General features: G+C 65.6%; 22 protein-coding genes and 2 pseudogenes. 10 read left to right on the top strand and 14 right to left on the bottom strand.

Annotated features, from left to right (window positions below; translation table 11 throughout):
• The first annotated feature begins 15 nt into the window (after positions 1–15).
• The 3 genes from OHS03_RS08270 (at position 16) to OHS03_RS08260 (ending at position 2,286) form a co-directional block, all read left to right on the top strand.
• Entirely contained in the window at positions 16–585 is a 570-nt protein-coding gene (locus tag OHS03_RS08270; RefSeq protein ID WP_328662087.1) for a TetR/AcrR family transcriptional regulator, read from the top strand.
• 83 nt (positions 586–668) lie between these two features.
• Entirely contained in the window at positions 669–1,688 is a 1,020-nt protein-coding gene (locus OHS03_RS08265) for a medium chain dehydrogenase/reductase family protein (RefSeq protein ID WP_328662085.1), read from the top strand.
• A gap of 25 nt (positions 1,689–1,713) precedes the next feature.
• Entirely contained in the window at positions 1,714–2,286 is a 573-nt protein-coding gene (locus tag OHS03_RS08260; RefSeq protein ID WP_328662083.1) for an ABC transporter permease, read from the top strand.
• Positions 2,287–2,335: 49 nt separating this feature from the next.
• Here the strand turns inward: OHS03_RS08260 and OHS03_RS08255 are convergent, their stop codons facing one another.
• Positions 2,336–2,944, bottom strand: a complete 609-nt coding sequence (locus OHS03_RS08255; RefSeq protein WP_328662081.1) for a TetR/AcrR family transcriptional regulator — start codon at positions 2,942–2,944, stop codon at positions 2,336–2,338.
• Positions 2,945–3,065: 121 nt separating this feature from the next.
• On the opposite strand from OHS03_RS08255, the gene OHS03_RS08250 reads away from it, so the two are divergent.
• Both OHS03_RS08250 and OHS03_RS08245 read left to right on the top strand, forming a co-directional pair.
• A complete protein-coding gene (locus OHS03_RS08250) occupies positions 3,066–3,992 on the top strand; it encodes a metal-dependent hydrolase (protein ID WP_056817164.1) in 927 nt (308 codons plus the stop codon).
• Positions 3,993–4,003: 11 nt separating this feature from the next.
• Positions 4,004–5,155, top strand: coding sequence for a hypothetical protein (locus OHS03_RS08245; RefSeq protein WP_328662079.1), 1,152 nt, complete (start codon positions 4,004–4,006; stop codon positions 5,153–5,155).
• Positions 5,156–5,293: 138 nt separating this feature from the next.
• Here the strand turns inward: OHS03_RS08245 and OHS03_RS08240 are convergent, their stop codons facing one another.
• Entirely contained in the window at positions 5,294–5,692 is a 399-nt protein-coding gene (locus tag OHS03_RS08240) for a VOC family protein (RefSeq protein ID WP_328662077.1), read from the bottom strand.
• A gap of 103 nt (positions 5,693–5,795) precedes the next feature.
• Here OHS03_RS08240 and OHS03_RS08235 point away from each other — a divergent pair, with 103 nt between their 5' ends.
• Positions 5,796–6,782: a helix-turn-helix transcriptional regulator gene (locus OHS03_RS08235; protein WP_328662075.1), complete on the top strand. Its 987-nt coding sequence runs from the start codon at positions 5,796–5,798 to the stop codon at positions 6,780–6,782.
• Between the two features lie 379 nt (positions 6,783–7,161).
• Here OHS03_RS08235 and OHS03_RS08230 read toward each other — a convergent pair whose 3' ends face one another.
• Positions 7,162–7,314, bottom strand: coding sequence for a hypothetical protein (locus tag OHS03_RS08230; protein WP_328662073.1), 153 nt, complete (start codon positions 7,312–7,314; stop codon positions 7,162–7,164).
• A 241-nt stretch (positions 7,315–7,555) separates the two neighbouring features.
• On the opposite strand from OHS03_RS08230, the gene OHS03_RS08225 reads away from it, so the two are divergent.
• The gene (locus tag OHS03_RS08225) at positions 7,556–8,818 is read left to right on the top strand and encodes an FAD-dependent monooxygenase (RefSeq protein ID WP_328662071.1); all 1,263 of its coding nucleotides are present in this window, start codon (positions 7,556–7,558) and stop codon (positions 8,816–8,818) included.
• 46 nt (positions 8,819–8,864) lie between these two features.
• On the opposite strand, the gene OHS03_RS08220 is transcribed toward OHS03_RS08225, so the two are convergent.
• The 3 genes and pseudogenes from OHS03_RS08220 to OHS03_RS08210 form a co-directional block, all read right to left on the bottom strand.
• The gene (locus OHS03_RS08220) at positions 8,865–10,034 is read right to left on the bottom strand and encodes an SMI1/KNR4 family protein (RefSeq protein ID WP_328662069.1); all 1,170 of its coding nucleotides are present in this window, start codon (positions 10,032–10,034) and stop codon (positions 8,865–8,867) included.
• Between the two features lie 504 nt (positions 10,035–10,538).
• Positions 10,539–10,910 (bottom strand): annotated as a pseudogene (locus OHS03_RS08215) (Imm7 family immunity protein); the annotation flags it as partial.
• 457 nt (positions 10,911–11,367) lie between these two features.
• A pseudogene (locus OHS03_RS08210) lies at positions 11,368–11,481 on the bottom strand (ATP-binding protein); the annotation flags it as partial.
• Positions 11,482–11,568: 87 nt separating this feature from the next.
• Here OHS03_RS08210 and OHS03_RS08205 point away from each other — a divergent pair.
• The 3 genes from OHS03_RS08205 to OHS03_RS08195 all read left to right on the top strand — a co-directional run bounded on the left by OHS03_RS08205 (position 11,569) and on the right by OHS03_RS08195 (position 13,495).
• Entirely contained in the window at positions 11,569–11,931 is a 363-nt protein-coding gene (locus OHS03_RS08205; RefSeq protein WP_328662067.1) for a GFA family protein, read from the top strand.
• Positions 11,932–12,194: 263 nt separating this feature from the next.
• On the top strand, positions 12,195–12,677 hold the full coding sequence (locus OHS03_RS08200; protein WP_328662065.1) for an HIT family protein: 483 nt from the start codon (positions 12,195–12,197) through the stop codon (positions 12,675–12,677).
• 227 nt (positions 12,678–12,904) lie between these two features.
• Entirely contained in the window at positions 12,905–13,495 is a 591-nt protein-coding gene (locus tag OHS03_RS08195; protein ID WP_328662063.1) for a DUF1877 family protein, read from the top strand.
• A gap of 389 nt (positions 13,496–13,884) precedes the next feature.
• Here the strand turns inward: OHS03_RS08195 and OHS03_RS08190 are convergent, their stop codons facing one another.
• The 8 genes from OHS03_RS08190 to OHS03_RS08155 all read right to left on the bottom strand — a co-directional run bounded on the left by OHS03_RS08190 (position 13,885) and on the right by OHS03_RS08155 (position 22,269).
• Positions 13,885–15,159 (bottom strand): hypothetical protein, encoded by a 1,275-nt coding sequence (locus OHS03_RS08190; RefSeq protein ID WP_328662061.1) that lies wholly within the window; start codon positions 15,157–15,159, stop codon positions 13,885–13,887.
• A 129-nt stretch (positions 15,160–15,288) separates the two neighbouring features.
• Positions 15,289–15,492, bottom strand: a complete 204-nt coding sequence (locus tag OHS03_RS08185; RefSeq protein WP_328662060.1) for a hypothetical protein — start codon at positions 15,490–15,492, stop codon at positions 15,289–15,291.
• A 164-nt stretch (positions 15,493–15,656) separates the two neighbouring features.
• Positions 15,657–16,379, bottom strand: coding sequence for an SDR family oxidoreductase (locus OHS03_RS08180; protein WP_328662058.1), 723 nt, complete (start codon positions 16,377–16,379; stop codon positions 15,657–15,659).
• Positions 16,380–16,396: 17 nt separating this feature from the next.
• Entirely contained in the window at positions 16,397–17,287 is an 891-nt protein-coding gene (locus tag OHS03_RS08175) for a TIGR03619 family F420-dependent LLM class oxidoreductase (RefSeq protein ID WP_328662056.1), read from the bottom strand.
• Positions 17,287–18,426 (bottom strand): cytochrome P450, encoded by a 1,140-nt coding sequence (locus OHS03_RS08170; RefSeq protein WP_328662052.1) that lies wholly within the window; start codon positions 18,424–18,426, stop codon positions 17,287–17,289. Before OHS03_RS08170 ends, OHS03_RS08175 begins: the two co-directional genes overlap by 1 nt.
• A gap of 11 nt (positions 18,427–18,437) precedes the next feature.
• Entirely contained in the window at positions 18,438–19,751 is a 1,314-nt protein-coding gene (locus OHS03_RS08165; protein ID WP_328662051.1) for a condensation domain-containing protein, read from the bottom strand.
• 26 nt (positions 19,752–19,777) lie between these two features.
• A complete protein-coding gene (locus OHS03_RS08160) occupies positions 19,778–20,986 on the bottom strand; it encodes a GNAT family N-acetyltransferase (RefSeq protein ID WP_328662048.1) in 1,209 nt (402 codons plus the stop codon).
• Positions 20,983–22,269: a DegT/DnrJ/EryC1/StrS family aminotransferase gene (locus tag OHS03_RS08155; protein WP_328662046.1), complete on the bottom strand. Its 1,287-nt coding sequence runs from the start codon at positions 22,267–22,269 to the stop codon at positions 20,983–20,985. Before OHS03_RS08155 ends, OHS03_RS08160 begins: the two co-directional genes overlap by 4 nt.
• Between the last annotated feature and the right edge of the window lie 6 nt (positions 22,270–22,275).

The following is a 22,275-nucleotide window of genomic DNA, read 5'->3' as shown; positions in this document are numbered from 1 at the left end:
TGTACAGTCACTCACATGACCAAGCGCGGTGCCACACTCTCCACCTCGAACGTCCGGCGGGACGCAGTTGTCGACGCCGCGATCATCGAGTTCGCCAAAACCGGCTACCACGGCACCCCGATCAACACCGTCGCCGCGCGCGCCGACATCTCCCCCGCTTACGTCTTCAAACTCTTCCCCGGCAAGGTCGCCCTGTTCGTCGCCGCGCTCGATCACTGTTTCGACCTCGTCGAACGCGCGATGTCCACGGGCGCGGCCAATTCCACCGCCGAGGACCCGGCCGGAATCCTGCACGACATGGGCGGCGCCTACGCCGAACTCATCGCCGACAAGAGCCTGCTCATGCTGCAGGTGCACGCCCAATCCGCCACCGACATCCCGGAAATCGCCGACGCGCTGCGCCGCGGCCTGGCCAAGGTGACCACGTTCGTGCAGCGCCGCTCCGGCGGCACTCCCGAACAGATCCAGTACTTCATCGCCTACGGCCAGCTGTGCCACCTCGTCACCACCCTCGGACTCGACGGCAACGACAGCCCCTGGGCCACCGCCCTCACCACGGGAATGCGCCACCCGAAGGCCCACTGACCCCTTGCTCCAGCCCTTTCAGGTTGGAGCTTTCTTTTCCACCAAGAGTGATTGACCAGTCACACACCATGGAAGGCAGCCTGATGAACACCATTACCGCCACCGAGATCGTCCTACCCGGACGAGTGGACCCGAGCGGCCTGCTCGTCACCCGACGCGAACTCCCCGCACCAGGCCCCGGTCGCGCGCTGGTCCGAGTCGAAGCCTCCGGAGTGTCCTTCGCCGAGCAGCAGATGCGCCGCGGCAAGTACTTCGACCAGCCGCCCTTCCCCTTCGTCCCCGGCTACGACCTGGTCGGCACGGTGATCGCGGCCGACGAGGCGACGCTGATCGGGCAACGGGTCGCCGCGCTGACCAAGACCGGCGGCTGGAGCAGCCACGTCGACCTCGACGCGGCCGACCTGATCCCGGTGCCGGACACGCTGGATGCCGCCGACGCGGAAACCTTTGTCGTGAACGGCATCACCGCCTGGCAGATGCTGCACCGCACGGCCGACGTCCGGCCCGGCGATACGATCCTCGTCCACGGCGCCAACGGCGGCGTCGGCTCGACACTGGTCCAATTGGCCAGGGCCGCGGGCATTCACGTGATCGGCACCGCGTCCGCTCGCCATGCCGACGCGGTCACCGCACTGGGCGCCACCTGGATCGACTACCGCGGCGATGTGCCGCAACAGGTTCGAACGCTCGCACCACGGGGCGTCGATGCCGTCTTCGATCACATCGGTGGGCCCGGCATCACCGACTCGTTCGACCTGCTCGCCGACGGCGGCACGCTCGTTTCCTACGGCACGGCGGCCACCAAGAACGACGAGGGCGACTCCCGACTGCCGGTCTTGAAACTGTTCGCCCGCCTGTTGTGGTGGAACATGCTGCCCAACAAGCGAAGTGCGCACTTCTACAACCTGTGGGCGGGCAAACGCAACCTCACCCGCTTCCGTGCTCGTATCGCCGAAGATCTCACTCAGGTCTTCGCGCTCGCCGCCGCGGGCACCGTCACTGCCCAGGTCGCGGCCCGCATCACGCTCACCGAGGCCGCCCGAGCGATGGAGCTCGCCGAATCCGGCACCGTCACCGGCAAAGTCGTCCTCGTCAGCGCCTGACCCGCTCACACACTGGAGATCGATCATGTACGTTTCCCAGCCCGTTCGCACCGTCCTCGACAATCGCCCCATCTACCTGAGCTTCGGCCTCGCCTGGCTCGTCGGCCACGGCACCTTCGCCCTCAGCCATGGTCCGAACCCGCTGCTCGATCTACCGAGTTTCGTGCCGAGCGCGCTCCTCGGCGTCGGCTTGCTGGCGGCCATGATCGTGACCACCGTGGTCTCCATGAGGGCCCAGCGGGGCGCGACGGGACGGGAAGCGCTCGTGGGCAACCTGCTCGGCGCCTCGTGGCTGATCGGTTTCGCGGCACTGTTCTTCCTGATCACGGCGCTCGGTTCCACGCTGAGCCCCGATACCGCCGCGACCCTGTGGCCGACCGGATCCGGGCTGATCGTCGGACTGCTCTACCTGGCAGGCGGTGCCGCCTACCGCGACGTCCTGCAGTACACGCTCGGCGCATGGCTTGCCGTGAGTTCCACGGCCGCACTGTTTCTCGACGGCGCGTACCTGTACTGGGCGCTGGCGCTGGCCGGTGGCGGCAGCTATCTGCTCGCCGCCGCGATCGAGCCGCGCCGGATTGCCGCCGCGGCGGCCTGAGATTTCGGCAACGTGCCCGTCCGGCGTCCGGGCGGGCACGCTCGGCGTTTCAGCTCGATGGCTGCGCGCTGATCGCAGTTCCCATCCATCGGTGCAGGTAACGGCGCAATTCTTCGTCGGAGCGTGTCGGACTGCCCGGTGACAGGAAGAACGACTGCATCGTGCGCAGGACGTACTCGACGAGTTCGCGCAGGGCGGGCTCGTCGTAGCCGTGGGCGGTCCAGTCGACATCGAAGCGGCGGATCATCGTCATGCCGAAAGCTTGGGCCTCGTCGGAAGTGATGCTCTCCGGGTGGACGTTGGAGTACGAACTCGACAGCAGAATGCCCAGGTGGGGCGTACGACGGACATCGGTGAGGGTGAAGACGACGGCCTCGGTCATCGCCTCGACGGGGTCAGCGAGGCCACTGACCTGGTTGGTGAGTCGGTCGAGGAAATCGTCGACCGAGGCGATGGCCGCGGCGGTCATGAGCGCGTCGGCGCTGGGGAAATATCGGTAGACCGTCTGGCGGATGACGCCGAGCGATTCGGCCACGTCGGCGATGCTGATCTCCGCACCGGTCCGGCCGATCAGTTCGACTGCCGCGGCGACGATCCGGCGAGTCGCCTCCGCATCGTCCCCCGGCGGACTACCGCCCCACCCACGTCTACGTGCCACCGGGTGGACGCTAGCACAACCCCAGGTCAGAGCGAATTCCGTCAAAGTGATCATACACTCGGCGGCCTCTTCGTATGATTGCTTCAATCAACCGAGTGGCAGACAACGAGGTAACCCCACCGTGACCGATCTTCACGTCCGCAAAATGGATTTCGCGTTCTCCGACTACGACGTGCCCTTTCTGTGGAACCCACAGAACCCGGCGTTCTCGTCGATGGCCAATGCCGTGTCGTTCCTGGCGATCGGCTTCGAGAAGATGATCGTGCAGCTGATCACGCAGGCGAAACCGCAGATCACCGACCCCGAGGTGGCCGAGGAGGCCGACGCGTTCATGCGCCAGGAGGGTCAGCATTCCAACGCCCACCGCCAGCATGTGAAGGCGCTGATCCGCCGCTACCCGGGCCTGCAGGAGACCCTCGACGCGGTGATCGGCGAGTTCGACAAGCTCACCGCCGAGACCCCGGTGAAGTACCGTCTCGCCTACACCGCCGACCTCGAGGCGACCTTCACGCCGGTGTTCAAGCTGATGCTCGACAACGACAAGAATCTGTTCGCCCCCGGCGACGATCGTGTCGCCTCACTGTTCATCTGGCATTTCGTCGAGGAAGTCGAGCATCGCAGCTCGGCGCTGATCATCTTCAACTCGGTGGTCGACAGTGAGCTGTACCGCATGCGGGTGGCGGCGTCGATCTTCCGGCACGTGCTGCAGGTGATCCGGGTGGCGTGCGAGGGCTTCAACGAGCATGTGCCGCTGGAAGATCGACAGGTCGACGCGCTGTCGATGTTCGCCAACTACCGCAGGGGCCAGACTCTGCGCCGCTGGCTGCCCTTTCTCCAGCCGGCCGACAACGGGACGATGCCCCGCGCGTTCGACGATCTCGGGCTGGGCGAACAGCTCGTCGCCCTGGGCGGCATCATCCGCAGTCAGATGCCGCGCCACAATCCGGCGCACGAGAAGCTGCCCGTGCTCGCCGACCAGTGGTTCCGCCGCTACGACGAGGGCTATGACGTCACCCGTTGGTACACCGCCGATTCCGTCAGCTCGTAGAAGGTATCCCGATGGCTGATCACTGTTCCCCCACCTTCGCCGACCTCGCTCACGAACTCGGCTTCTCCTGCGAAGAAGCGGGCGGTCTCGTCGAATTCCGCAGCCCGTTCGCCCTGGAGAACTGGACCCTGCCGGTCCTCGAACTCACCATCGTCGTCGGCGCGATTCTCGCGCTCTGGTACGCGATCGTGCGCCTGCGCCGCCACGGTGACCCCACCAATCTGGTCCTGTGGTTCGGCGCCACCGCCTACCTGTTCATCATCGAACCGCCGCTGTATTTCCCGGCCGCGTTCGGCATCGAAGACCACATCGACACGATGTTCGCGCACAACGTGTTCACCGTGGACTTCCTCTGGGGCCGCCTACCCCTCTACATCATCGCGATCTATCCGCTGATGGCGACGATGGCGTTCGGCATCGTCAGGATGCTCGGTATCTTCCGTCGATACGGCGTTCTGATCGGCGCCACCTGCGTCGGTTTCGTCCACCACGCCTTCTACGAGATCTTCGATCACCTCGGGCCGCAGCTGCGCTGGTGGGAATGGACGGTGGACAACCCGATCAACCAGCCGATGTTCGATTCGGTCCCGATGGGCAGCGTCGTGGTATTCGCGGCGCTGTGGCCGATGTCGCTCGCTTTCTGCGTGCAGTATTTCGTCGGCCGCCACGTCGACGACGGCAGAAGTTTCTCCGGCATCGAATTGACCTGGCGCACCATTGTCATCGGCCTGCTGGCCTCACTCGGCACCTTCCTGCTCCCGCTGCCCGCGACCGTCATCGGCATGAGCAGCGACACCGTGCGTGGCATCGTCTACGCGCTGGAGTTGGCCGTCCTCGCCGTGGTCGCCGGATTCGTGATGATCCGCCAGTGGACCCAATTGCGCCAGGGCTCCGCGAAACCCTCGCAGTACACAGACCCGTTCGTCCAGCGGTTCGCCACGCTCTATCTCGCCGTCTTCGCGCTCCTCTGGATCGCGTCACTGCCCGACTTCTTCGACGCCGTCGACGGTCGGACGAGCAACGGCGATCCCATCGGAAACCTCTGGTACACAGCGGCCTGCTTCGTCATCGCCATCGCATCGGTCGTGGCCACCTTCACCGTGCCCCGCCCGAAGACCAGCCCGGAGGCCCCCGTTTCGGCGGCTTCGAACGTGCCCGGCTGATCCAACACCAGCGGTGCCGGGGGCAACCGGCACTAGAGGAGATGATGTCGGCGCGCGCAGGACAGGCGCCGACATCATCGCCTACTTCCACGACATTGTGCGCCGCGCAAGTGACTTCAGCCTGCGGCTGTACCGACGTCAACCGGCGAATTTCGCGACGGCCTGCGCGGTGACCGGGGTGAACAGGTTGATCAGGTTGCCGTCGGGGTCTCGAAGCAGCAGCGACCGATTGCCCCACGGCATCGTCGTCGGCTCGTTGACGAAGCTGTCGACACTGTCCTGCAACCTCCGGTAGTCGGCGTCGACGTCGGGGACCATGAACTCGATGATCGCGGTGTGGTTGTCCGCCGGGCGCGCACTGCCTGCGCCGAACAGAGCAACCGTACGGACGCTTCCGATCGCGAGCGTGCCGACCGGTGTGACGATCTCGGCGAAATCCGGTGTAGCCCACGTGGCTTCGACACCGGTCACCCGCTGATAGAAGCCGACCAGTTGTTCGATGTCGTCGGTGATCAGGCGGATCGAGACGAGGTTCATTGCGTGCTCCTGCTGTCGGGTGGGGCGGAGGTTTCACCGCCGCACGCCACGGTAGGGCCCATACCGGACAGTTTCCGCCCGGTATGAATGCGAGAATTTCCCGATGACGCGCCCCACTGCCCGTGTACTGGCCCTGCTCGAGCTGTTGCAAGCCGGCGGCACCCGTACCGTCGGCGAACTCGCCGACAGGCTCGGTGTCGACGAACGCACCGTCAGGCGATACGTCACCCATCTCACCGACCTGGATATCCCCGTCCGATCGATCCGGGGCCGCTACGGCGGTTACCGGCTCGCTCCCGGGTACCGAATGCCACCACTGATGCTGACCGACGACGAGGCCGTCGCCGTGTTACTCGGACTCCTCACCAGCCGGTCGACAACGGTCGCCCACGCCGCCGACAGCGCGACAGCCAAACTCCGTCGCGTCCTGCCCTCACGCCTGACAGCCCGACTGGACGCACTGCTCAACACCGCCGAATTCACCGCCGACACCCGACCGGAAGTCACCGTCGAGACCCCCGTCCTACTCAGGATCGCCGAGGCCACCCACGAGCACCGACCGATCGCGATCGGTTACACCGACCGCAACGGGCAAGACAGTGAGCGGACCGTGCACCCCTACGGGCTCGTCAGCCACTCCGGCCGCTGGTACCTGACAGGAATGGACACCACCAGCGACGACCTACGCCAATTCCGCCTGGACCGCATCACCGAGGTAACCACCTTCCCTGGAACCTTCACTCCCCCCGCCGAATTCGAGCCGACCGCCCATCTGCTCTCCGCACTCGCCACAGCTCCCTATCGACACGAGGTCTCGATCCGGGTCCAAGGCACACTCCCCCAGGTCCGCGCACTACTCCCCGAGACAATCGCGACCATGCACGAGATCGACCCGCCGCCACCAGACGTCGCCCCATGGGTCCGGGTCCAGATCCGAGCCGAACACCTCGACTGGATTCCCCCCGTACTCGCCGGCCTCAACCACCCGTTCGTCATCGAACACCCTGCAGCGCTCAACGACGCCGTCCGCGCCCTGGGCCAGCGACTTACCGAGGCCGCAACGCCCGATCCGAAACCCACCGTCCGGTAATGCCGAATCGTGCGCATTCGCAGGGCCGCATTTGCGTGCGCTCTGCTTGCACAGCTTCGACCTTCAGCGGAACTGACCTACATGACGCGGATCTACGGGGCCCGGGCGTTGGCGATGGGATTGGGTTATCTCACCGCAGGCCAACGGGAACGAGCCCGATGGAAGAGATTTGGTCTGGCAGTAGACATCTCCGACACCGTCGCGGGTCTCACACACCTCGTTCGACGCGACGTTCCCACACGGTCGGCGCTGACAATGGTCGCGCTCACCGGATCCTATGCAGCGATCGGCGCCGCCGGGGTCGCGGCGGAACAGCGATGAAGGCAAGGCCCTGATCGTCGGGGCCAGCGGATACAACGCGAGGAACCTCGCACGACGACTAGCAAGTGGCGGGCACATGGTTCGCGGGCTCGCCCGGGAATTCGACGCACCCAGCGACCGGGGCAATCTGTTCGGTGGCGGCCTTGGCGGTCGCCAGCGGTGCCGACATCAGCGCACCGACCAGTGTGGCCGCAGCCAGTGATCGTCTCATCGAAATTCCTTACTGCTCTGCGCTTTCGAACTGTCCCACTACTCCGAGCAGCGAAGGTCACGCTATTGCGGCATCAACTGAGCCACTAGCCCCGGTTCGGTGGCCCACGGAACCGGGGTACATGTTTTCGGCTGCACCGATGAATTTTGGAGGGATCCGCCGTCGATACAGCTGGATACACCCACAGCGGTGTGCCTGTACCGGGACCGTTCCCGTGCGGGCGGAGATACAGGAGGCAGTGATGGGCGTCGACGATTCCGAACAGGGGCACACGATCCGGACGAGCGGTCCCAGGGTGCTGGTGGCCGGGGCGAGCATCGCGGGGCCCGCGCTGGCCCACTGGTTGAGCCGGTGGGGCGCCGAGGTGACTGTGGTGGAGCGGGCGCCCGCCTTGCGTCCGGGAGGGCAGGCCGTAGATGCGCGCGGGGTGGCCAAGGAGGTCATCCGGCGCATGGGACTGGACGCGTCGGTCCGCGCGGCGCGCACCGAAACCGCTGGCGCGTACACCGTGGACGCCGACGGAAACGTGTTGGAGACCTTCCGTGCCGACGACCACGGTGGCGACGGATACATCGCCGAGATCGAGATCCTGCGCGGGGACCTGTCCCAGGTGCTCTACGACGACACTCACGACGGTGTCGAGTACATCTTCGGCGACCACATCACTGAACTCACCCAGGACACCGACGGGGCCGACGTGGCCTTCGCTGGCGGCGACCGGCGACGCTTCGACCTGGTGGTCGGGGCGGACGGATTGCATTCGCAGCTACGAGCGATGGTCTTCGGGCCACACGAGCGGTTCGTCCGCCATCTCGGGCACATGCTGGCCTTCTACAGCGTGCCCAACGAGTTCGGGCTGGACCGATGGCTGATCGACTTCCAGGAGTCCGGTCGCTCGGCCGGGCTGCGGCCCATCCCGGACGCCACCCGGGCGATGGCCATGTTCTCCTTTCCTTCGCGAGACTGCGACGTCGACTACCGCGACGTCGCAGCCCAGAAGCGCCTGTTGCGTGAGCGAATGGCCGATTTTGGCTGGCTGAGCCCGAACATCCTCGCGCACTTGGACGACACACCGGACTTCTACCTCGACGAGGTCGCTCAGGTGGTGATGGACCGCTGGTCGAGCGGGCGGGTGGCGCTGCTGGGGGACGCGGCGTTCAGCTCGTCGCCGCTGTCCGGGGCGGGCACCGGGCTGGCCCTGGTCGGCGCCTACGTACTCGCCGGAGAGCTGGCCGTCGCCGGCTGGGAGCCCGAAGCCGGGTTCGCCGCCTACGAGAAGCGAATGCGGTCGTTCGTCGAGGCCAACCAGGAGATCGGCCGGTTGCACGCGCGCACCCGCGACCTTCCGGGACCAGATCCCGAGCCGACCCCCGATTTCGACAGTGAATGGTTCACCGAACTGATCGAGCGTGCGATCAACGGCGTCGAGCTACCCGACTACACAGGCGTGCCGCACTCCGCGGCCCCGACCGAGCCGCCGATCGTCTCGTCGGCCAAGCCTTAGTCGTCACACCCGGTCGCACGCAACCGATTCGGTCAGCCTCGCCGGGTCAGCGGCCGCTGCGCGGTTGACTCAACAGCGCGCGCCCGCGTTCCGAGGTGAGGCTGTACGCCAGCACCGGGTCGGCGAGCAACGCGACCGGGGCGAGGTGATCTGGCGTACGGGGCTGCCAATGCGCCATCGCGGCCTCGAGCGCATGCCACAGCGCCGCCGGGTCGGAGTGGTGTTGCGCGAGCGCCTTTCGTACCGCGGCGTCGAATGCTTGGTTGCCGTAGGAGAGCTGGTAGCCGGGCCGCTCTACCCGGGCCCGGTGCCCGTCGATGGCACGTTTGATCTCGCCCCCGGGGTCGTCGACCATCTGGGCAACGTCGAGCGCGGAGGCATACCAGGGTTCTTTGTGTGCGTGTTGCAGGAACATGCATGGCACGAACTCGTCGGTGAACAGTGGACCGGTGAAGAATCCCTCCGGAACGGGAGCCAGCGGTAGCACACGCGAAAGGATCCGGGAGGCATCGTAGGGGGAAGAGGTGCTGAGGAACATCTGGAGCTGGGTTTGTAGGACCGTGGCGCGTGACTGGCCGAAATGCTGGGCTTTCTCCAGGGCCGCCATGGCTGTGTCGATGTCCCCGGAAAGGGCTTCGCCTCGTGCCTGTTCGGCCACCAGATCCCAGTCGTCACGGGTTTTGCCCGCCGGCTGACGTATTCGATGAAGGCCTTGGTATTCCGATTCCATGAGGGCAGTGAACGACGGATACCGCTGCGGGAACTCCCCCCAGGAAAACACGCTGTAGGCGGCCCATTCGCCGTTCTCGTCGCGGTCGGCCGGGTCGAGGAACAGGACTCCGACGTCGGCGTGCAGCGAGATCAGTAGTCCGCGACTGAACGGGTTACCCGGTGCTTCGACGGGTGGCTCGGTGATCAGGTCGGCCCAGGACGCCCAGGTCGGTTCGAGGTCCCGCAGCCATCCCAGATTGGTGGTGTCCCGCATTTTCCGCACGAATTCCCCGGCATGGCGCCATCCATCGGTGGTCAGCAGGAAGTTGCGATAGGAGGGTGGCAACCGTAGGCCGAGGCGCTGCTCGACCGCGGCGATGTCGGCCTCGGTGGCCGGGGCGTACCCGAGCCAGCGCTGCTGCACCACCTCGGGATCCAACTCATCAGGATCTCTGCTGGCGATCCATTCCTCGCTCCACAACTCCAACCACGGTCGCCAGTTCATTCCATGGACGCTACGACCAGCCACCGACAAGTTCGGCATGGGTGCAGGCCGAGATCATGGTGCGGAGAGGTACCGGCCCTTCTTCGACATATCCGCAAATGCCGCTGGGCGCGCGTTCGGGGAACGCGAGCATCTGTCGCTGACTGGCTCGATGGGATCACGCTGCTCCGGTACGTGGGCGACCTGCGGTGAGCCACCGCAGTACAGTGCCGAGGTGGCTCTCACCGTGGAACCCCTGACCGACGTCGACGACGAGATAGTCGACGCAGTCGACCGATTGCTCTCACAGCTGTCGCAAACAGCGCAGCGATTGGACCGGGACGCGCTAATGCGGTTGGTATCTTCGGATTCCAGCCGCGTGAATCACGTGTTTACCGCTTCGCACCAACCGGCTGACCGTCGGCAGCAACGCACGCTCATGCCGCTGGGCGCGCGGTAGCGAACGTCCGCGGCACCAGCCAACGAACGCACTCAACTGCCCATCAGCGGCCGATTGCCGCCCGGCTATCTGTCGTGCAGAACCGGCACCACAGGTGACAGCAGCGTATCCGCCTGCACGGTCACCAGACCTCGAGCCATCCGGAGCACACGAAACCCCGCAGCAAATGCAGCATCCTCGTCATCGTGGACGTACAGCAATCCATACGAACCTCGAGCGAGTTGCCCGATTCGGGTGAACAGGTCGAAAATTCCACAGCCCCACGTGCCGCTTCGGTTCGGGCACCCTGCCAAGTGAATGTAGTACTCACCGTTCAATGCTCGGAGATCCATCAGCCCGTAGTCGGAGAACTCCTCCATCAGAGCCCGGATCTCATCGAGGCGAAGCGACGACTCATCGTCCGCAGCCGAAGCGTGGGCACGCAGGGAGACCCAACCGTGGTACTCGAACGCATGTCTGGTCTTGCCGTGCGCGGCGCGGGCAGCAGTTGTATGTCGTTGCGGTCCTTGGCTTCTGCGTAGATGAAACGTGCCGCTCGATCAGCTCGCTTGCGTACCGTGTGACCCGCTCGGAAAGGAATAGCGCCTGCCGATCGGCGGGGCTCCTCCTCTACCATGAATGGGTGTGGTTCAAGATTGTAATCACGTCGGTGCTGTTGCTGGCGGCCCTGTTATGGGGCGTGACATGGTGGTTCGAGCATCCGGAAGTATTGGATTCCTGCGTCCAGGTGCCGTGCCCGCCGAATGTGTTCACGGAACCCACGACCACACCGTCGGCGCCGGGCGAACCGTACGCGATCACTTCGAGCGCCTACATGTGCTGTGCGTGAAGGCAAAAGCGTGGGGCTGTTGTCCTCACCGGGCAGCACGAAAAGCCATGCCACATATCGAGCGTTCAATCGTCAGTCTTCGCGGCCGGGACGCGGCCGAGGTCGCGGTCTTTGAGCCGGGAGCTGTCGCCTTTCAACGAGATCACCTCGGCGTGGTGGACCAGGCGGTCGAGCTTGGCGAGGCGACGAAGGCCTTTGTCGGGCCTCGTTGATCAGCAACGCGTGTTACTCGATGAACGACATAGCGACCAGTAACAAGGAGCGACGTGAACGGTGGCTGCCTCTGCGGCAATATCCGGTTCTCCGCGACCTGCGACCCGGACTTCCCTCACTTGTGCTCGTGCGAGCACTGTCAGAGGCTTTCCGGTGCCCCGGTGATGTCGTGGGTGTCTTTCCCAGAGAAGGGATTCGCGTGGACCGGTCCGGGTGGGGAACCGACCTGGTTCGAGACCTTCCCCCAGATCTGGCGTGGATTCTGCCCGAAGTGCGGCTCCTCGGTCGCGTCCAAGGGCGATGAAGCAGGCTTGGTGGGTGTCACGATCACGGCCCTGGATGATCATGCCGACCTGGTGCCGGTCAAGCAGAGCTTCGCTCACAACGCAGTCCCGTGGATGGCTCCGTTGAGGTAGTCGCTGCCATACACGTGTTTCGGTCGGACAACCGCGCCCACCGGCATTTCCGTACAGCAGAGATTCAATCACGCTCGGCTGGTACGAAACTCGGCTGCAGTGGCCATCTCATTGATTCCTGGCAGGTTGACTGGGTCGGCGTGGCATCGACTGAAATGCCTTTGCGTGAAACGAGTTCGCACGTGGAATCCATCAGATGAATGTCCCGGTCCGCTGTCACTCGGTGCAGGAGCGACGGTATCGTCCCCCGTATGTGGGGGTGCATGATCTGTGACAAGCACAACGGGACCGGACCACTGGTGAGCCCGGTGATCTATGTCGATGACCTCGTGGTGGTGACACACCGCCCCGCCCAAGGAGAATGGGTCCGGCCGGGGTATCTGTTCGTCGAGCCTCGGCGTCACGTTGCGACTCTCGACCTGCTCGACGACGCCGAAACCCTCGCATTCGCTCGCGCTGTCCGCTCGTCGATCGGCGCGCTGCGCCACGTACTCGAACCTGCCCACGTCTTCACCTTCGTGGCCGGCCTGAGCGCTGCCGGTATCCACCTTCACCAGCACATCTTCACCAGACCCGCTGGTACCGCACGGGATATACCTTGGCACAGCGCCGATTCTCCCGACGTGCCTCAGATCCCCGCACCTGCCCTCGACGCACTGTGCGTCGAGCTGGCTGCAGCGTTTTCGGACTGGGGACCGCCAGCTATCAGCGCTACGAGGAAGAGTTCCAGTCCTCATACAGACTGATTCGAGCCATCGCTCTCGCAGACCGCGCGAGCGATGATCAGCAACCACGGGGCATGAGTTCACCATGACGGCGAGTTGGAGTTCGGCCTGCTCATCGGTCCAACAGTCGGCCGCTACCCACCACCCGAATCTCCGGTAATCCCGCTGATGCGCGGTCACGAACGTCGGCATCTGCCGATTATCTGATGCCGGGTAAGCCTACTCGCGCCGAGTCCTATGGTCTGGGGATGGCCCTCGATGCTCGATACCAGGCAGTTCCTTACGAACCGCTACTCGAACGTGCGATGCGCGATCGTGAGACCGCCGAAAACGCCATCCAGTTCTTCAGCAGCTTGGCTACCAGCGATGGCGCCGATTCGCAGTACTGGGATGACCCGATCTGGGTGGAGCTGGCCCCGATCGCTCGTCGGATCGTGAGGCAGCGGCCCGGCATTCTTGACCGGACTTTCTCCACGCGGGCGTGGGACGCGGTGTATTGGTTGCTTGCGCCCAACCGCCGGAAGCAGGAAGAACACAATCCAGCCGGGTTGGCCGAGATCGCAGTCTTCGGGGCGGAGTCCCTCGCTTCGGGTGCGACCGCGGGGCAAGGGAATCCGCTTCGGTTTGTTCGCCCGACTACTGCGCGGACCATAGCTGACTATGTGGAGAACAGTCTGGAGACTGCGCCACGTCTGCTCGACGCTGAAGCGATGGAAGCATCCGGTGTCTATAAGGGACCGTGGGATCGCGACTATCTTCTCGATCGGCTGGCCCAGTATGCCGAGTTGTATCGACTTGCCGCCGACCTGGACGAATGCATACTGGTGACACTTGACTGAACCAGCGGTTCGGTCAGGCGATGGGTGTGCCGTGATCGACTCGCGACCGGATGCCTTCTGGTGCCTCGACCCGCGCGATGTGAGGTCGTGACGAAAGATCAACGGCGCGAGATGATCTCGAAAGCCTGCGTCGGTGGAAAGTCCGCAATTGCCGATTACGTGGCGTGCGCTGTTGCAGGAAATTTGTGTGCGGGTGCCCTGCGGCGGCGCGTCACGGAGGGGTCGGTGAATCCGGCGAGACGTTGCTCCGGCGCGATCACAGGCGGCCCGGTGACCCGCCGACGCGAGCCTGGTGAAGGGGCAAGCAGCACCCCGAAGACCAGCTAACCTGAGCCGTCCGCCGCGTCGGCGCTACCGATCGTCTCGACACGGTGGTTGTGGGACGCGGATCAGCAGTGTTCGTATTGACGTATATAGGGCTGCGACTCCGGTAGGACGTTGTATCCGGGTGTCTGACAGCCGCCGACCACGACCTCGAAAAAGGGGCCCATGGAGTAGACGGGGCCGTTGGGTGTGTGGATCGTGTAGGCGACCGCCGCGCCGGAGCCTGCCAGATAGGGAAGATGCAGATCGGCGAGTTGTGTGGCCTGCGCGGCGCTGAATTCCGTACCTACGGCAGGGAATACGGTGACGCCCAGTGTGCGGCCTTCAAGAGGCGGGTCGTAGACCGACACCCGAGCGAAGAACGGGATGGGTTGATCGGTCAGGAACCACTGCCACAGGTCGAGTTCGTCATCGGACGGGAAGCGAGGGGTGGGCTCTTGGTGGGGGGTGACGCGATCATGGGGCCATGGATACGACCCGGGGCTCCGTTCGGAATGATTGGTGAACCCGCGCTCCCGCTCGTGAACGGTAGATACGGTCCACTGGTTGGACGCCAGTTCGGGGAAGTCTTGGATGATTCGGCGCATTGCCGCGATGGCGCGGTGGGGTTCGCTCTCGGAGCCCGCCCGGATGTCGATGGCGTTGGTGATGCGGTCGGCGAAGCCGCCGCTCGAGTCCCAGTGCACTTCGGTGCCCGCAGCCCATAGTCGCGCCCAGTTGTTTGCGGCGTTCGCTTCCGTGCTCACGTCACGGCCGAACATCCAGTACGCGGAATAGGAGTCCGCCATCCGGTCGATGGTGACCGTTATCGGGTCGCCTTCGAAACTTCGCGGAAGCGGTTGAGCGCCCATGGCACTCACCACAGACGCGGCCTCGGCCGGTGTGGCGTCGTCGCGGAGCTGCACGTCGAGTTCGGCGGTGAAATGCCTGTCCTTGTAGTGCTCGAAGCGGTGTGATGCGTCGGTCACCCCCGGGAGGGTCCGGATGGCCGTCTCGATTTTGCGTGACCAGCTGTCATGTTCGGCCTGGTCGCGTCCTCGATCGAAATAGCCGCATCCGGTCAGCAGGACAGCCGCCATCAGCAACCCGAGGGTGGGCACGGTAGAGCGCATAGCGTTGATCTTGCCAGCAATTGGCGTCACAGCGCTGTCCCCGGCGTGCCCCCAGTTCTGTGGCCGGATTGCGAGATTTTCGACGCAGCTATGGAATTGTGGTGGCGTGAGCGACGGAATGGGACGGCCCGACCCGACGATCGCCGCGCCACGCCCGCCCTCCCCAGCTATCTGCAGACTGCCATCGCTCGGTCCAATTTCCTTGGTGAGATACCTTCCTCCGCGCATCGGGTTCCCTCGTCGATGAGTTCGTCCTGATGCTGCGTGTCCCGGCTGGTATCTGGCTGTTGGTGCGCTCCGTCGATCAGAAGAAATGATCAAGGCCGACGCCCTGTAATGCCGCGAGGCGCGCGATCCTCAGGACCCGGCCCCGGCCGACGAACGTACTGATCTGCCGAATTGAGGGCGTTTCATCTCCGCACCAACGGTGTCGATGATCAGCCCCGACTCAGGGAGAGCTGCATACCCATCAGACAATTCCGCGACCGCGCGGCGCAGCTCACCCAACTGAGCCAACAACTGCCCGCGCTCACCCTCGAGCTCGATCGGATCCTTCGGCATGGGCTCCAGACTGCGTCAGGATGTCGACGCCGTCGTTCTGGAATCCGAGACGACGGTAAAGCAATCGACCTGTGCGTCGTTCGATGTCGAATGGACAGTACCGGACGCCGATCAAGGATCCTTCAACCTGCGAAAAGTGGCTACGCGGGTTGTCGGCATGGTCATCAGGGTTCCTGACCGGTCGCGGCGATGACAATCTCGCGGATGGTGACGTTAGGTGGTTGTCGGTATGCGTAGGCGATGGCTTCGGCGACGGCGTTCGGATCGAGGGCGCCGCCGACGGACTTCTTCCACGCTTCGTAGTCGGTCTTGAACTGCTCGTCGCTGACGTCGGAAAGCAATTCGGTCTCCACCGCGCCCGGGGCGATAGTCACCACGCGCACACCGGAGACGGCGACTTCCTCGCGCAGGTTCTCGGACATGGCGTGCACCGCGAACTTGGTGCCGACGTAGGCGACGCGATTGCGGAAGGTCTTACGGCCTGCGAGGGAACCGACGTTGATGATCGTGCCGGTGCCTCGGGCGATCATGCCGGGCAGGACAGCCCGGGTGCCGTAGAGGAGACCCTTGATGTTCAGATCGATCATCCGGTCCCATTCCTCCACCGGCTGCTCGGCGATCCGGCCGAGCAGCATCGCGCCCGCGTTGTTTACCAGGGCGTCCACCGGCCCGAACCGCTCCTCGGCGTCGCGGACAGCGGAATCGATGGCGGCCCGGTCGGTGACGTCGACGCTGCGGCACACCGTGTTCGGCAAGCCCAGCTCTTCCAGCTTCGCCAGGCGGCGAGCCAGCAGCAGCAGTGGATGGCCATCGGCGCAGAGCAGCCGGGCGGTGGCGGCGCCGACACCGGAGCTGGCGCCGGTGATGACGATCAGAGGCTTCGGCACGGTGGTCGAGAGTCCTTTCATGGCTCAGCCGGGACGGCTGCGGGGGCGAAGGCTGCCGGGTAGTTGTCGTGCCGAAAGCGGTGCAGTGCTTCGATTTTCTGGTCGAGGGTGGCGTTCATGCCGTAGTAGAGGACCCAGGGCTTGGTCACCATGTGGGTGATGCCGGCAGCTTCGGCTTCGAGGTAGCGGTCGGTGCCCCAGGCATCGGTCAGTGGGGCCAGGATCGAGAAGGTGTCGAAGGGCAGGCCGTGTTCGGTGCGATAGCGGCGCAGGGTTCCGGCGACCTCGATGGCCTCCTGGATGGTCATGCGGTCGCCGATCCAGCCGTCGTAGCGGGCGGCCCGGCGCAGCGCGAGATCGGTGAGGCCGCCGAACATTACGGGGATCGGCGGTGGGGTCGGGGTCATTTCGAGGCGGGGCGTTGTGTAGTAGCGGCCGCTGAATTCGGTCCAGCCCGGTAACCACAGTTCCCGCATCAGGTCGACCATTTCCTCGGTGCGTTTGCCCCGGCCCGAGAATTCCGCGTTCATCAACTCGAATTCCTCGGCACACCAGCCTGCGCCGAGGCCGAGTTCGACGCGACCGCCGCCGAGGACCGCAGCGGTGGCCACGGCCTTGGCCACGGTGTACGGATCACGCAGGGCCGCAACGTAAACGGTGGTGATGAAGTGCAGGCGACGGGTACAGGCGGCCATGGCGCCGATCAGCACCCACGGGTCGGGCCACTCGGTGAACGGCTCCCAACGGCGTCGACCGTCGTCGGAGTAGGGGTACGGCGTGGCGAGGGTTTCGAAGTTGACGACGTGATCGGGTACGGCGATCCCGGCATACCCGAGTTCGTCTGCGGCCTTCGCGATCTCGACGATTTCGGGGATCTCGACAAGTGCCAGGCTGAGGTAGAACTTCATCACCATCGGACCGGCAGTTTCGTGAGACCGCCGGTGAAGATCTCCTCGCGTTCCCGCAGCGCCGCGGGTTCGACGGCGAGGGTCATGGTGGGAAATCGGGAGACGAGCTGGCCGAAGGCGATCTGGAGTTCGATGCGCGCCAGTGGCGCGCCGATGCAGTAGCGGGCGCCGTAGCCGAACAGGAAGTGCGCGGACTCCTGGCGGGCGATATCGATCTTGTCGGGATCAGTGAAGATCGTCGCATCGTGGTTGGCCGAGGCGATGCCGAGCAGCACCAGATCACCCTCGCCGACCTGCACATCGCCGATCTCCAGGTCGGAGCGCGCGTAGCGGGGCATGCTGCTGGCATTGCAGGCGCGCAGCAGTTCCTCGGTGGCGGTGGCGACCAGCGCCGGGTTCTCGTGCAGCTTGCGCCACTGGTCCGGATTCTCCAGCAGCATCAGCACTCCCGCGCCGATCTGCACGGCGGAGGTCTCGTGGCCGGCGAACAGCAGCACCATGGCGTGCATGGCGATCTCGTCGTCGGTGACGTCGTCGACGGCGCACAGTCGCGACACGACGTCGTCACCGGGCTTGCTCCGCTTGTTCTTCACCAACTGCAGGCAATACGAGTACAGCCCGGTGTAGCCCGCCTCCACTGTGGCCTTGTCGCGGACGTGCCCGACCTGCTCGGTCCATTCGCGGAATTCAGCGCGTTCCTCATAGGGCACCCCGAGCAGCTCACAGATCACCAGCAGTGGCAAGGGCAGCGACAGTGCGGACTGTAGATCGGTCGGAGAACCCTGCTCTTCCATGGCATCGAGGAGTTCGGTGGTGATCTGCTCCACCCGCGGCCGCAGCTCCCGCATGCGCTTGGGTGAGAAGTGCGGTTGCAGCAGCGACCGCATCCGGGCGTGATCGGCGAGCTCGGTGTCGAAATTGCCGATCGGCCCGCCGGAGAACGCCGCCTGACCAAGGCGCGGCGCGGTCTCGGGGGTGCGGTGTGACCGGCCGAGCCGTGGATCGGTGAACAGGTCCCGGACCTGGTTGTATCCGGTGGCGAGCCAGGCGGCGTCGCCGGTGGGCGTGGCGACCTTGGTGACCGACGGGACCGTGGCTCCGGTGACGGGGCAGGTGCCGACTTCGGGAGAATTCTGCATGACGAGCTCCTTCAGAGGGATGGGTTGGTTTGCGCGGCGTGCGCAGAGCCGATGCCGGTTTCCACGGTTTCGAGAATCGACAGCCATTGCCGCACAATCTCGTTCGCCTGGTCCGCGCCGAGCCCGCCGGCGGGTGAATGCACCGAGTAGTGCACGCGCTGCACGCCGTCCTGGCGGTAGCCGCCGAGCAGCATGGCCAGATCGAAGGTGCCGAGCCGGGCCATATCGCGCGAGCGGGCGGTCGGCACGTAGCCGCCGAGTTCACCGACGAAGTTGAAATAGAACTTGGGGTTGTTGAAGCTGCTGAACTTCTCGGTGAGATCCGGGTTGTACCAGCGCAGCAGCAGGAAATCCTCGGGGGCCTGCGGGTATCGATCCATGGCGTGCCGCATGCGGGCGGCGTGACTGCCCGCGAGCGTGGCAGGCAGCCACGGGTAGTCGTCGGACAGCCACCCGACCGTGCGGCCCAGATCGGTGCCCGGCCGCAGCCGGGCGTAGCGGCCGTGCTTCTGCACCTGGATCGGGCGTGGCACACCGAGCACATCCTCGACGGCCAGCCCGAAAGCGATCAGCATGACGCGGGTGTAGGTCGAGTCGAAGGCCGCGGGTAGCTCCTCGAACAGCCGATCGGCGAGCGCGCCGTCGATTATCGCGTCGATGTAAACCGGTTCCGGAGTGTCCGGCCGGGAGATCCGCGACGGCTCGGGATCGCTGGTGGAGAACCAGTAGTCGAGTTCATCGAGGCGGGTCCTCGAGTACTCCTCGAGGAACGTCGCCCATTCCGAAGTCGTGGTGCTCTCCGGTTCCAGCGCGATATCGTCTGCCCCGGATTCCCATTGGCTGACATAGCTGGCGGCATCGCCCCACACGATCCACAGGGCCACGGCATCACAGGCCACGTGATGCACAGTGAGCAGCAGGATATTCCCATGGGCCGGTCGTGTGCACAGCGCCGCGGTGACAACGCGCCCGGATTCGAGGCCGAGGCGGCCCTCGTTCACCGCGGTCTCGCGGGCGATCAGATCTCCGAATTCCGCAGCGGCGACCTCGCTGATATCGACTGTGCGCACATCGATTCGGGTGTCGTCGACATCGCCACCGGACGCGGGCAGGATCTCCCAGGCCGCAGTCGGGCCGTAGGTGTAGCGGCTGCGCAGCGTCTCATGGGTGTCCATGAGCGCGTTGATCAGGCCGCGCGCGTCGTCCGGGCCCATCGCGGTGGGCACCGGGATCGGCATGGTGATCCCGAACGCCGCCGGACTTTTGTCCCACATCAGGAATCGCTTGGCGGCAGCGGGCAGGCGCCCGGGGCGGGGTGTGGTCATCTCGGCTACTTCCTCGAACTGGATGGTCAGAACGGAGTGGTGTTGAAAGGCCGTCGGGTAGTGGTGAATGCGCGATTCAGGGCCGCGACGGCGCCGGTCGTGAGCTCTTCGACGCCTCCCGCGCGCTCCAGCTCGGCAACGGTGTGCGCCCCGAAATAAGCGGTGGTCAATTCCAGCGGCCCGATCCGGGCATCCGCGCGCGCACCGTCGGCCGCAGGCTCCCAGCGCCCGACCCCACCGGCGATCTCCAGCGCATAGCTGCCCGCGGTCATCCCCCACGGATCCGCCACCTCGAGCACGCCATGGAAGTCCGCCGCGAACGCCCGCAGTCCGATGGCCTTGGGCAGGTTGAGGATCCACCCCCACACGCCCGCGTCCACGCCACGCACGGCGGCGGTGCGCGGGTCCGCCAGCAGCAGCGGCGTTGGATCGTCCAGCGCGGTGTCGAGGTGAATCTCGGCGTATTCACCGTGCCCGAGCAGGCAGCGCAGCAGTTCCCGATGCGCGCTGAGGGTGACCGCACAGAAATCCCGGACGACCACGGTGTCGCCGACGAGGTCGTAGATGACATACCCGTCGGGGTGCGCGAGGAGGAACGCGTCGTCGCCGAAGCTGCTCGGCCAGAAGAACTCGCTGCGCGCCAGCGCGCCGGGGGTCATCCGCTGCCAGCGGGCGTAGATCCGGCGCAGCTCGCTCAGCGTCTCCGGCAACCCCACCTCCCGCACCGGGGCCGAATCCGGTTCTACCACCCGTAGTTTCGAATGCCGCCGGTCGATGACCAGATGCCGGGTGTAGGTCGTCACGCCGAGGTAGGCGTAGTTGCCGCCGGGCCCCGGCATGGCCGCGAACACGTCCGCGCCGGTCTCGCCGGCGACGGCCATCAGCTCGGCCTGCACTTTGGCGTAGATGCCGCGCTTCTGATGCGTCGTCGCCACCATGCCCTGCGCGCACGCCGCCGCCTCGAGCTGCGCGCCGCCCGGCACCGTGACGGTCGTGCGCATAATGGCCGCGGTCCCCACGATGCGCGGCGCCCGCGGCTCGGTAACGTCCTCGATCACCGCGATGTCCTGGAGCTGGAACTGCTGCTTCCAGGCGTCGAAGTTCTTGGTCTTCACCCCGCCGAATGCCCGTGCATACCGGTCACGGAGTGCGTCCCAATCGGATTCGACCGCCCTGCGGGTGCGGATGCCGTCGATGGTGCGGGCCTCCCAGTCCGCCATCAATTCCGATGTCATGCGAGAGTTCCTTTCGCCGTGAGGGATTCCGCATCCGCACGCACCTTCGCCAGGGCGGCGAGCAGATCCTCGATATCGCCGCGCTCGCCGAGCAGGACGCTGTGGTGCACGAGCAGGGTGTGGTCGCGGTAGTGATCGGCGCCCGGGTAGGCCCGACCGGCCACGCGCTCGGCGGCCCGGTTCCAGGAGTGCGCGAACCGCGGCTTGGTCTGCGGGCGCAGCAGCGCGCTGCGGTGCAAGGGATCGCGCGGCGGATAGACCTTGGTGCCCAGTTCCGCAGTGAGCGCGGCGGCAACGGCTTCGACGGGCGCGTCGCCGAAAGTGCCTGGTTGGAAACGTATTCCGTACTCGTAAACGGCCCTGCGGTCGACCTGCGCGGGCACGGGAACCGGGGCGAGGCCCGCGATACCGGCCAGGCCTGCCGCTAGTTCCTTGGCGCGGATCTCGCGCTGGGCGTGCTGGTCGTCGAGCCGCCGCAGCTGATCGAGCAGCACGGCGGCGGTCAGTTCCGACATGCAGTAGTTCGCGCCCATGACGGTGCCGAGTTCGACCAGCTCGTACTCCCCGGCGACGGGATCGTGGGAGGTATATCCGCGGGAGTCGGCGCGCAACATCAGCATGCGCTCGTACAACTCCGGGCTGTCGGTGATCGCCGCTCCGCCCTCACCCCCGGCGAGGGTCTTCGCCGCGCCCAGGCTGAAGACGCCGATATCGCCGAACGTTCCGACAGTCCTTCCGGCCCACCGGGTTCCGTGTGCTTGCGAGCAGTCCTCGACCAGGGCCAGTCCAGCGGAGCGCACCACGTCGACGACTTCGTCGAGGCGCACGGTCGTGCACGCCAGATGCACCGCGATGACCGCCTTGGTGCGCGCGGAGATCGCGGCACGAATGTGTTCGGCAGTGAGACAGCCGGTTTCGGGATCGACATCGACCAGAACCGGAAGCGCACCCACCCGCAGTACCGCCGACGCGGGCGCCACCCAGGTCATGGCCGGCACGATCACCTCGTCACCGGGACCGATACCGAGCGCCTCCAGCGCGATCACCAACGCCCCGGACCCGTGGTCCACGCTGACCCCGTACGCCGCACCGGCATACCGGGCGAAGGCCGCGCCGAAGATCCGCTCCCGTGACTTACCGCCGGTGGGGCTGTACCAACTCACCGACCAGCGGTCCGACCGCAGCGCGGCCACCAGTTCCCGCTCGGTGCGCTCGTCGTACTGCGGCCACCGCGGCCACGCCCCGCCCGCACGCACCGGTGCGCCACCATGAATCGCCAGCATGCGCCC

This window comes from Nocardia salmonicida, from assembly GCF_036142455.1.
In the GTDB taxonomy this organism is placed as follows: domain Bacteria; phylum Actinomycetota; class Actinomycetes; order Mycobacteriales; family Mycobacteriaceae; genus Nocardia; species Nocardia salmonicida.
This window is presented reverse-complemented; position numbering and strand designations above follow the sequence as displayed.

What these genes read in the sequence shown, in the direction of transcription:
- OHS03_RS08270 (WP_328662087.1), top strand. Translation starts at nt 16, where the DNA reads ATGACCAAGCGCGGTGCCACACTCTCCACCTCGAACGTCCGGCGGGAC.
- OHS03_RS08265 (WP_328662085.1), top strand. Translation starts at nt 669, where the DNA reads ATGAACACCATTACCGCCACCGAGATCGTCCTACCCGGACGAGTGGAC.
- OHS03_RS08260 (WP_328662083.1), top strand. Translation starts at nt 1,714, where the DNA reads ATGTACGTTTCCCAGCCCGTTCGCACCGTCCTCGACAATCGCCCCATC.
- OHS03_RS08245 (WP_328662079.1), top strand. Translation starts at nt 4,004, where the DNA reads ATGGCTGATCACTGTTCCCCCACCTTCGCCGACCTCGCTCACGAACTC.
- OHS03_RS08240 (WP_328662077.1), bottom strand. Translation starts at nt 5,692, where the DNA reads ATGAACCTCGTCTCGATCCGCCTGATCACCGACGACATCGAACAACTG.
- OHS03_RS08235 (WP_328662075.1), top strand. Translation starts at nt 5,796, where the DNA reads ATGACGCGCCCCACTGCCCGTGTACTGGCCCTGCTCGAGCTGTTGCAA.
- OHS03_RS08230 (WP_328662073.1), bottom strand. Translation starts at nt 7,314, where the DNA reads ATGAGACGATCACTGGCTGCGGCCACACTGGTCGGTGCGCTGATGTCG.
- OHS03_RS08225 (WP_328662071.1), top strand. Translation starts at nt 7,556, where the DNA reads ATGGGCGTCGACGATTCCGAACAGGGGCACACGATCCGGACGAGCGGT.
- OHS03_RS08220 (WP_328662069.1), bottom strand. Translation starts at nt 10,034, where the DNA reads ATGAACTGGCGACCGTGGTTGGAGTTGTGGAGCGAGGAATGGATCGCC.
- OHS03_RS08200 (WP_328662065.1), top strand. Translation starts at nt 12,195, where the DNA reads ATGATCTGTGACAAGCACAACGGGACCGGACCACTGGTGAGCCCGGTG.
- OHS03_RS08195 (WP_328662063.1), top strand. Translation starts at nt 12,905, where the DNA reads ATGGCCCTCGATGCTCGATACCAGGCAGTTCCTTACGAACCGCTACTC.
- OHS03_RS08190 (WP_328662061.1), bottom strand. Translation starts at nt 15,159, where the DNA reads ATGCGCGGAGGAAGGTATCTCACCAAGGAAATTGGACCGAGCGATGGC.
- OHS03_RS08185 (WP_328662060.1), bottom strand. Translation starts at nt 15,492, where the DNA reads ATGCCGAAGGATCCGATCGAGCTCGAGGGTGAGCGCGGGCAGTTGTTG.
- OHS03_RS08175 (WP_328662056.1), bottom strand. Translation starts at nt 17,287, where the DNA reads ATGAAGTTCTACCTCAGCCTGGCACTTGTCGAGATCCCCGAAATCGTC.
- OHS03_RS08170 (WP_328662052.1), bottom strand. Translation starts at nt 18,426, where the DNA reads ATGCAGAATTCTCCCGAAGTCGGCACCTGCCCCGTCACCGGAGCCACG.
- OHS03_RS08165 (WP_328662051.1), bottom strand. Translation starts at nt 19,751, where the DNA reads ATGACCACACCCCGCCCCGGGCGCCTGCCCGCTGCCGCCAAGCGATTC.
- OHS03_RS08160 (WP_328662048.1), bottom strand. Translation starts at nt 20,986, where the DNA reads ATGACATCGGAATTGATGGCGGACTGGGAGGCCCGCACCATCGACGGC.
- OHS03_RS08155 (WP_328662046.1), bottom strand. Translation starts at nt 22,269, where the DNA reads ATGCTGGCGATTCATGGTGGCGCACCGGTGCGTGCGGGCGGGGCGTGG.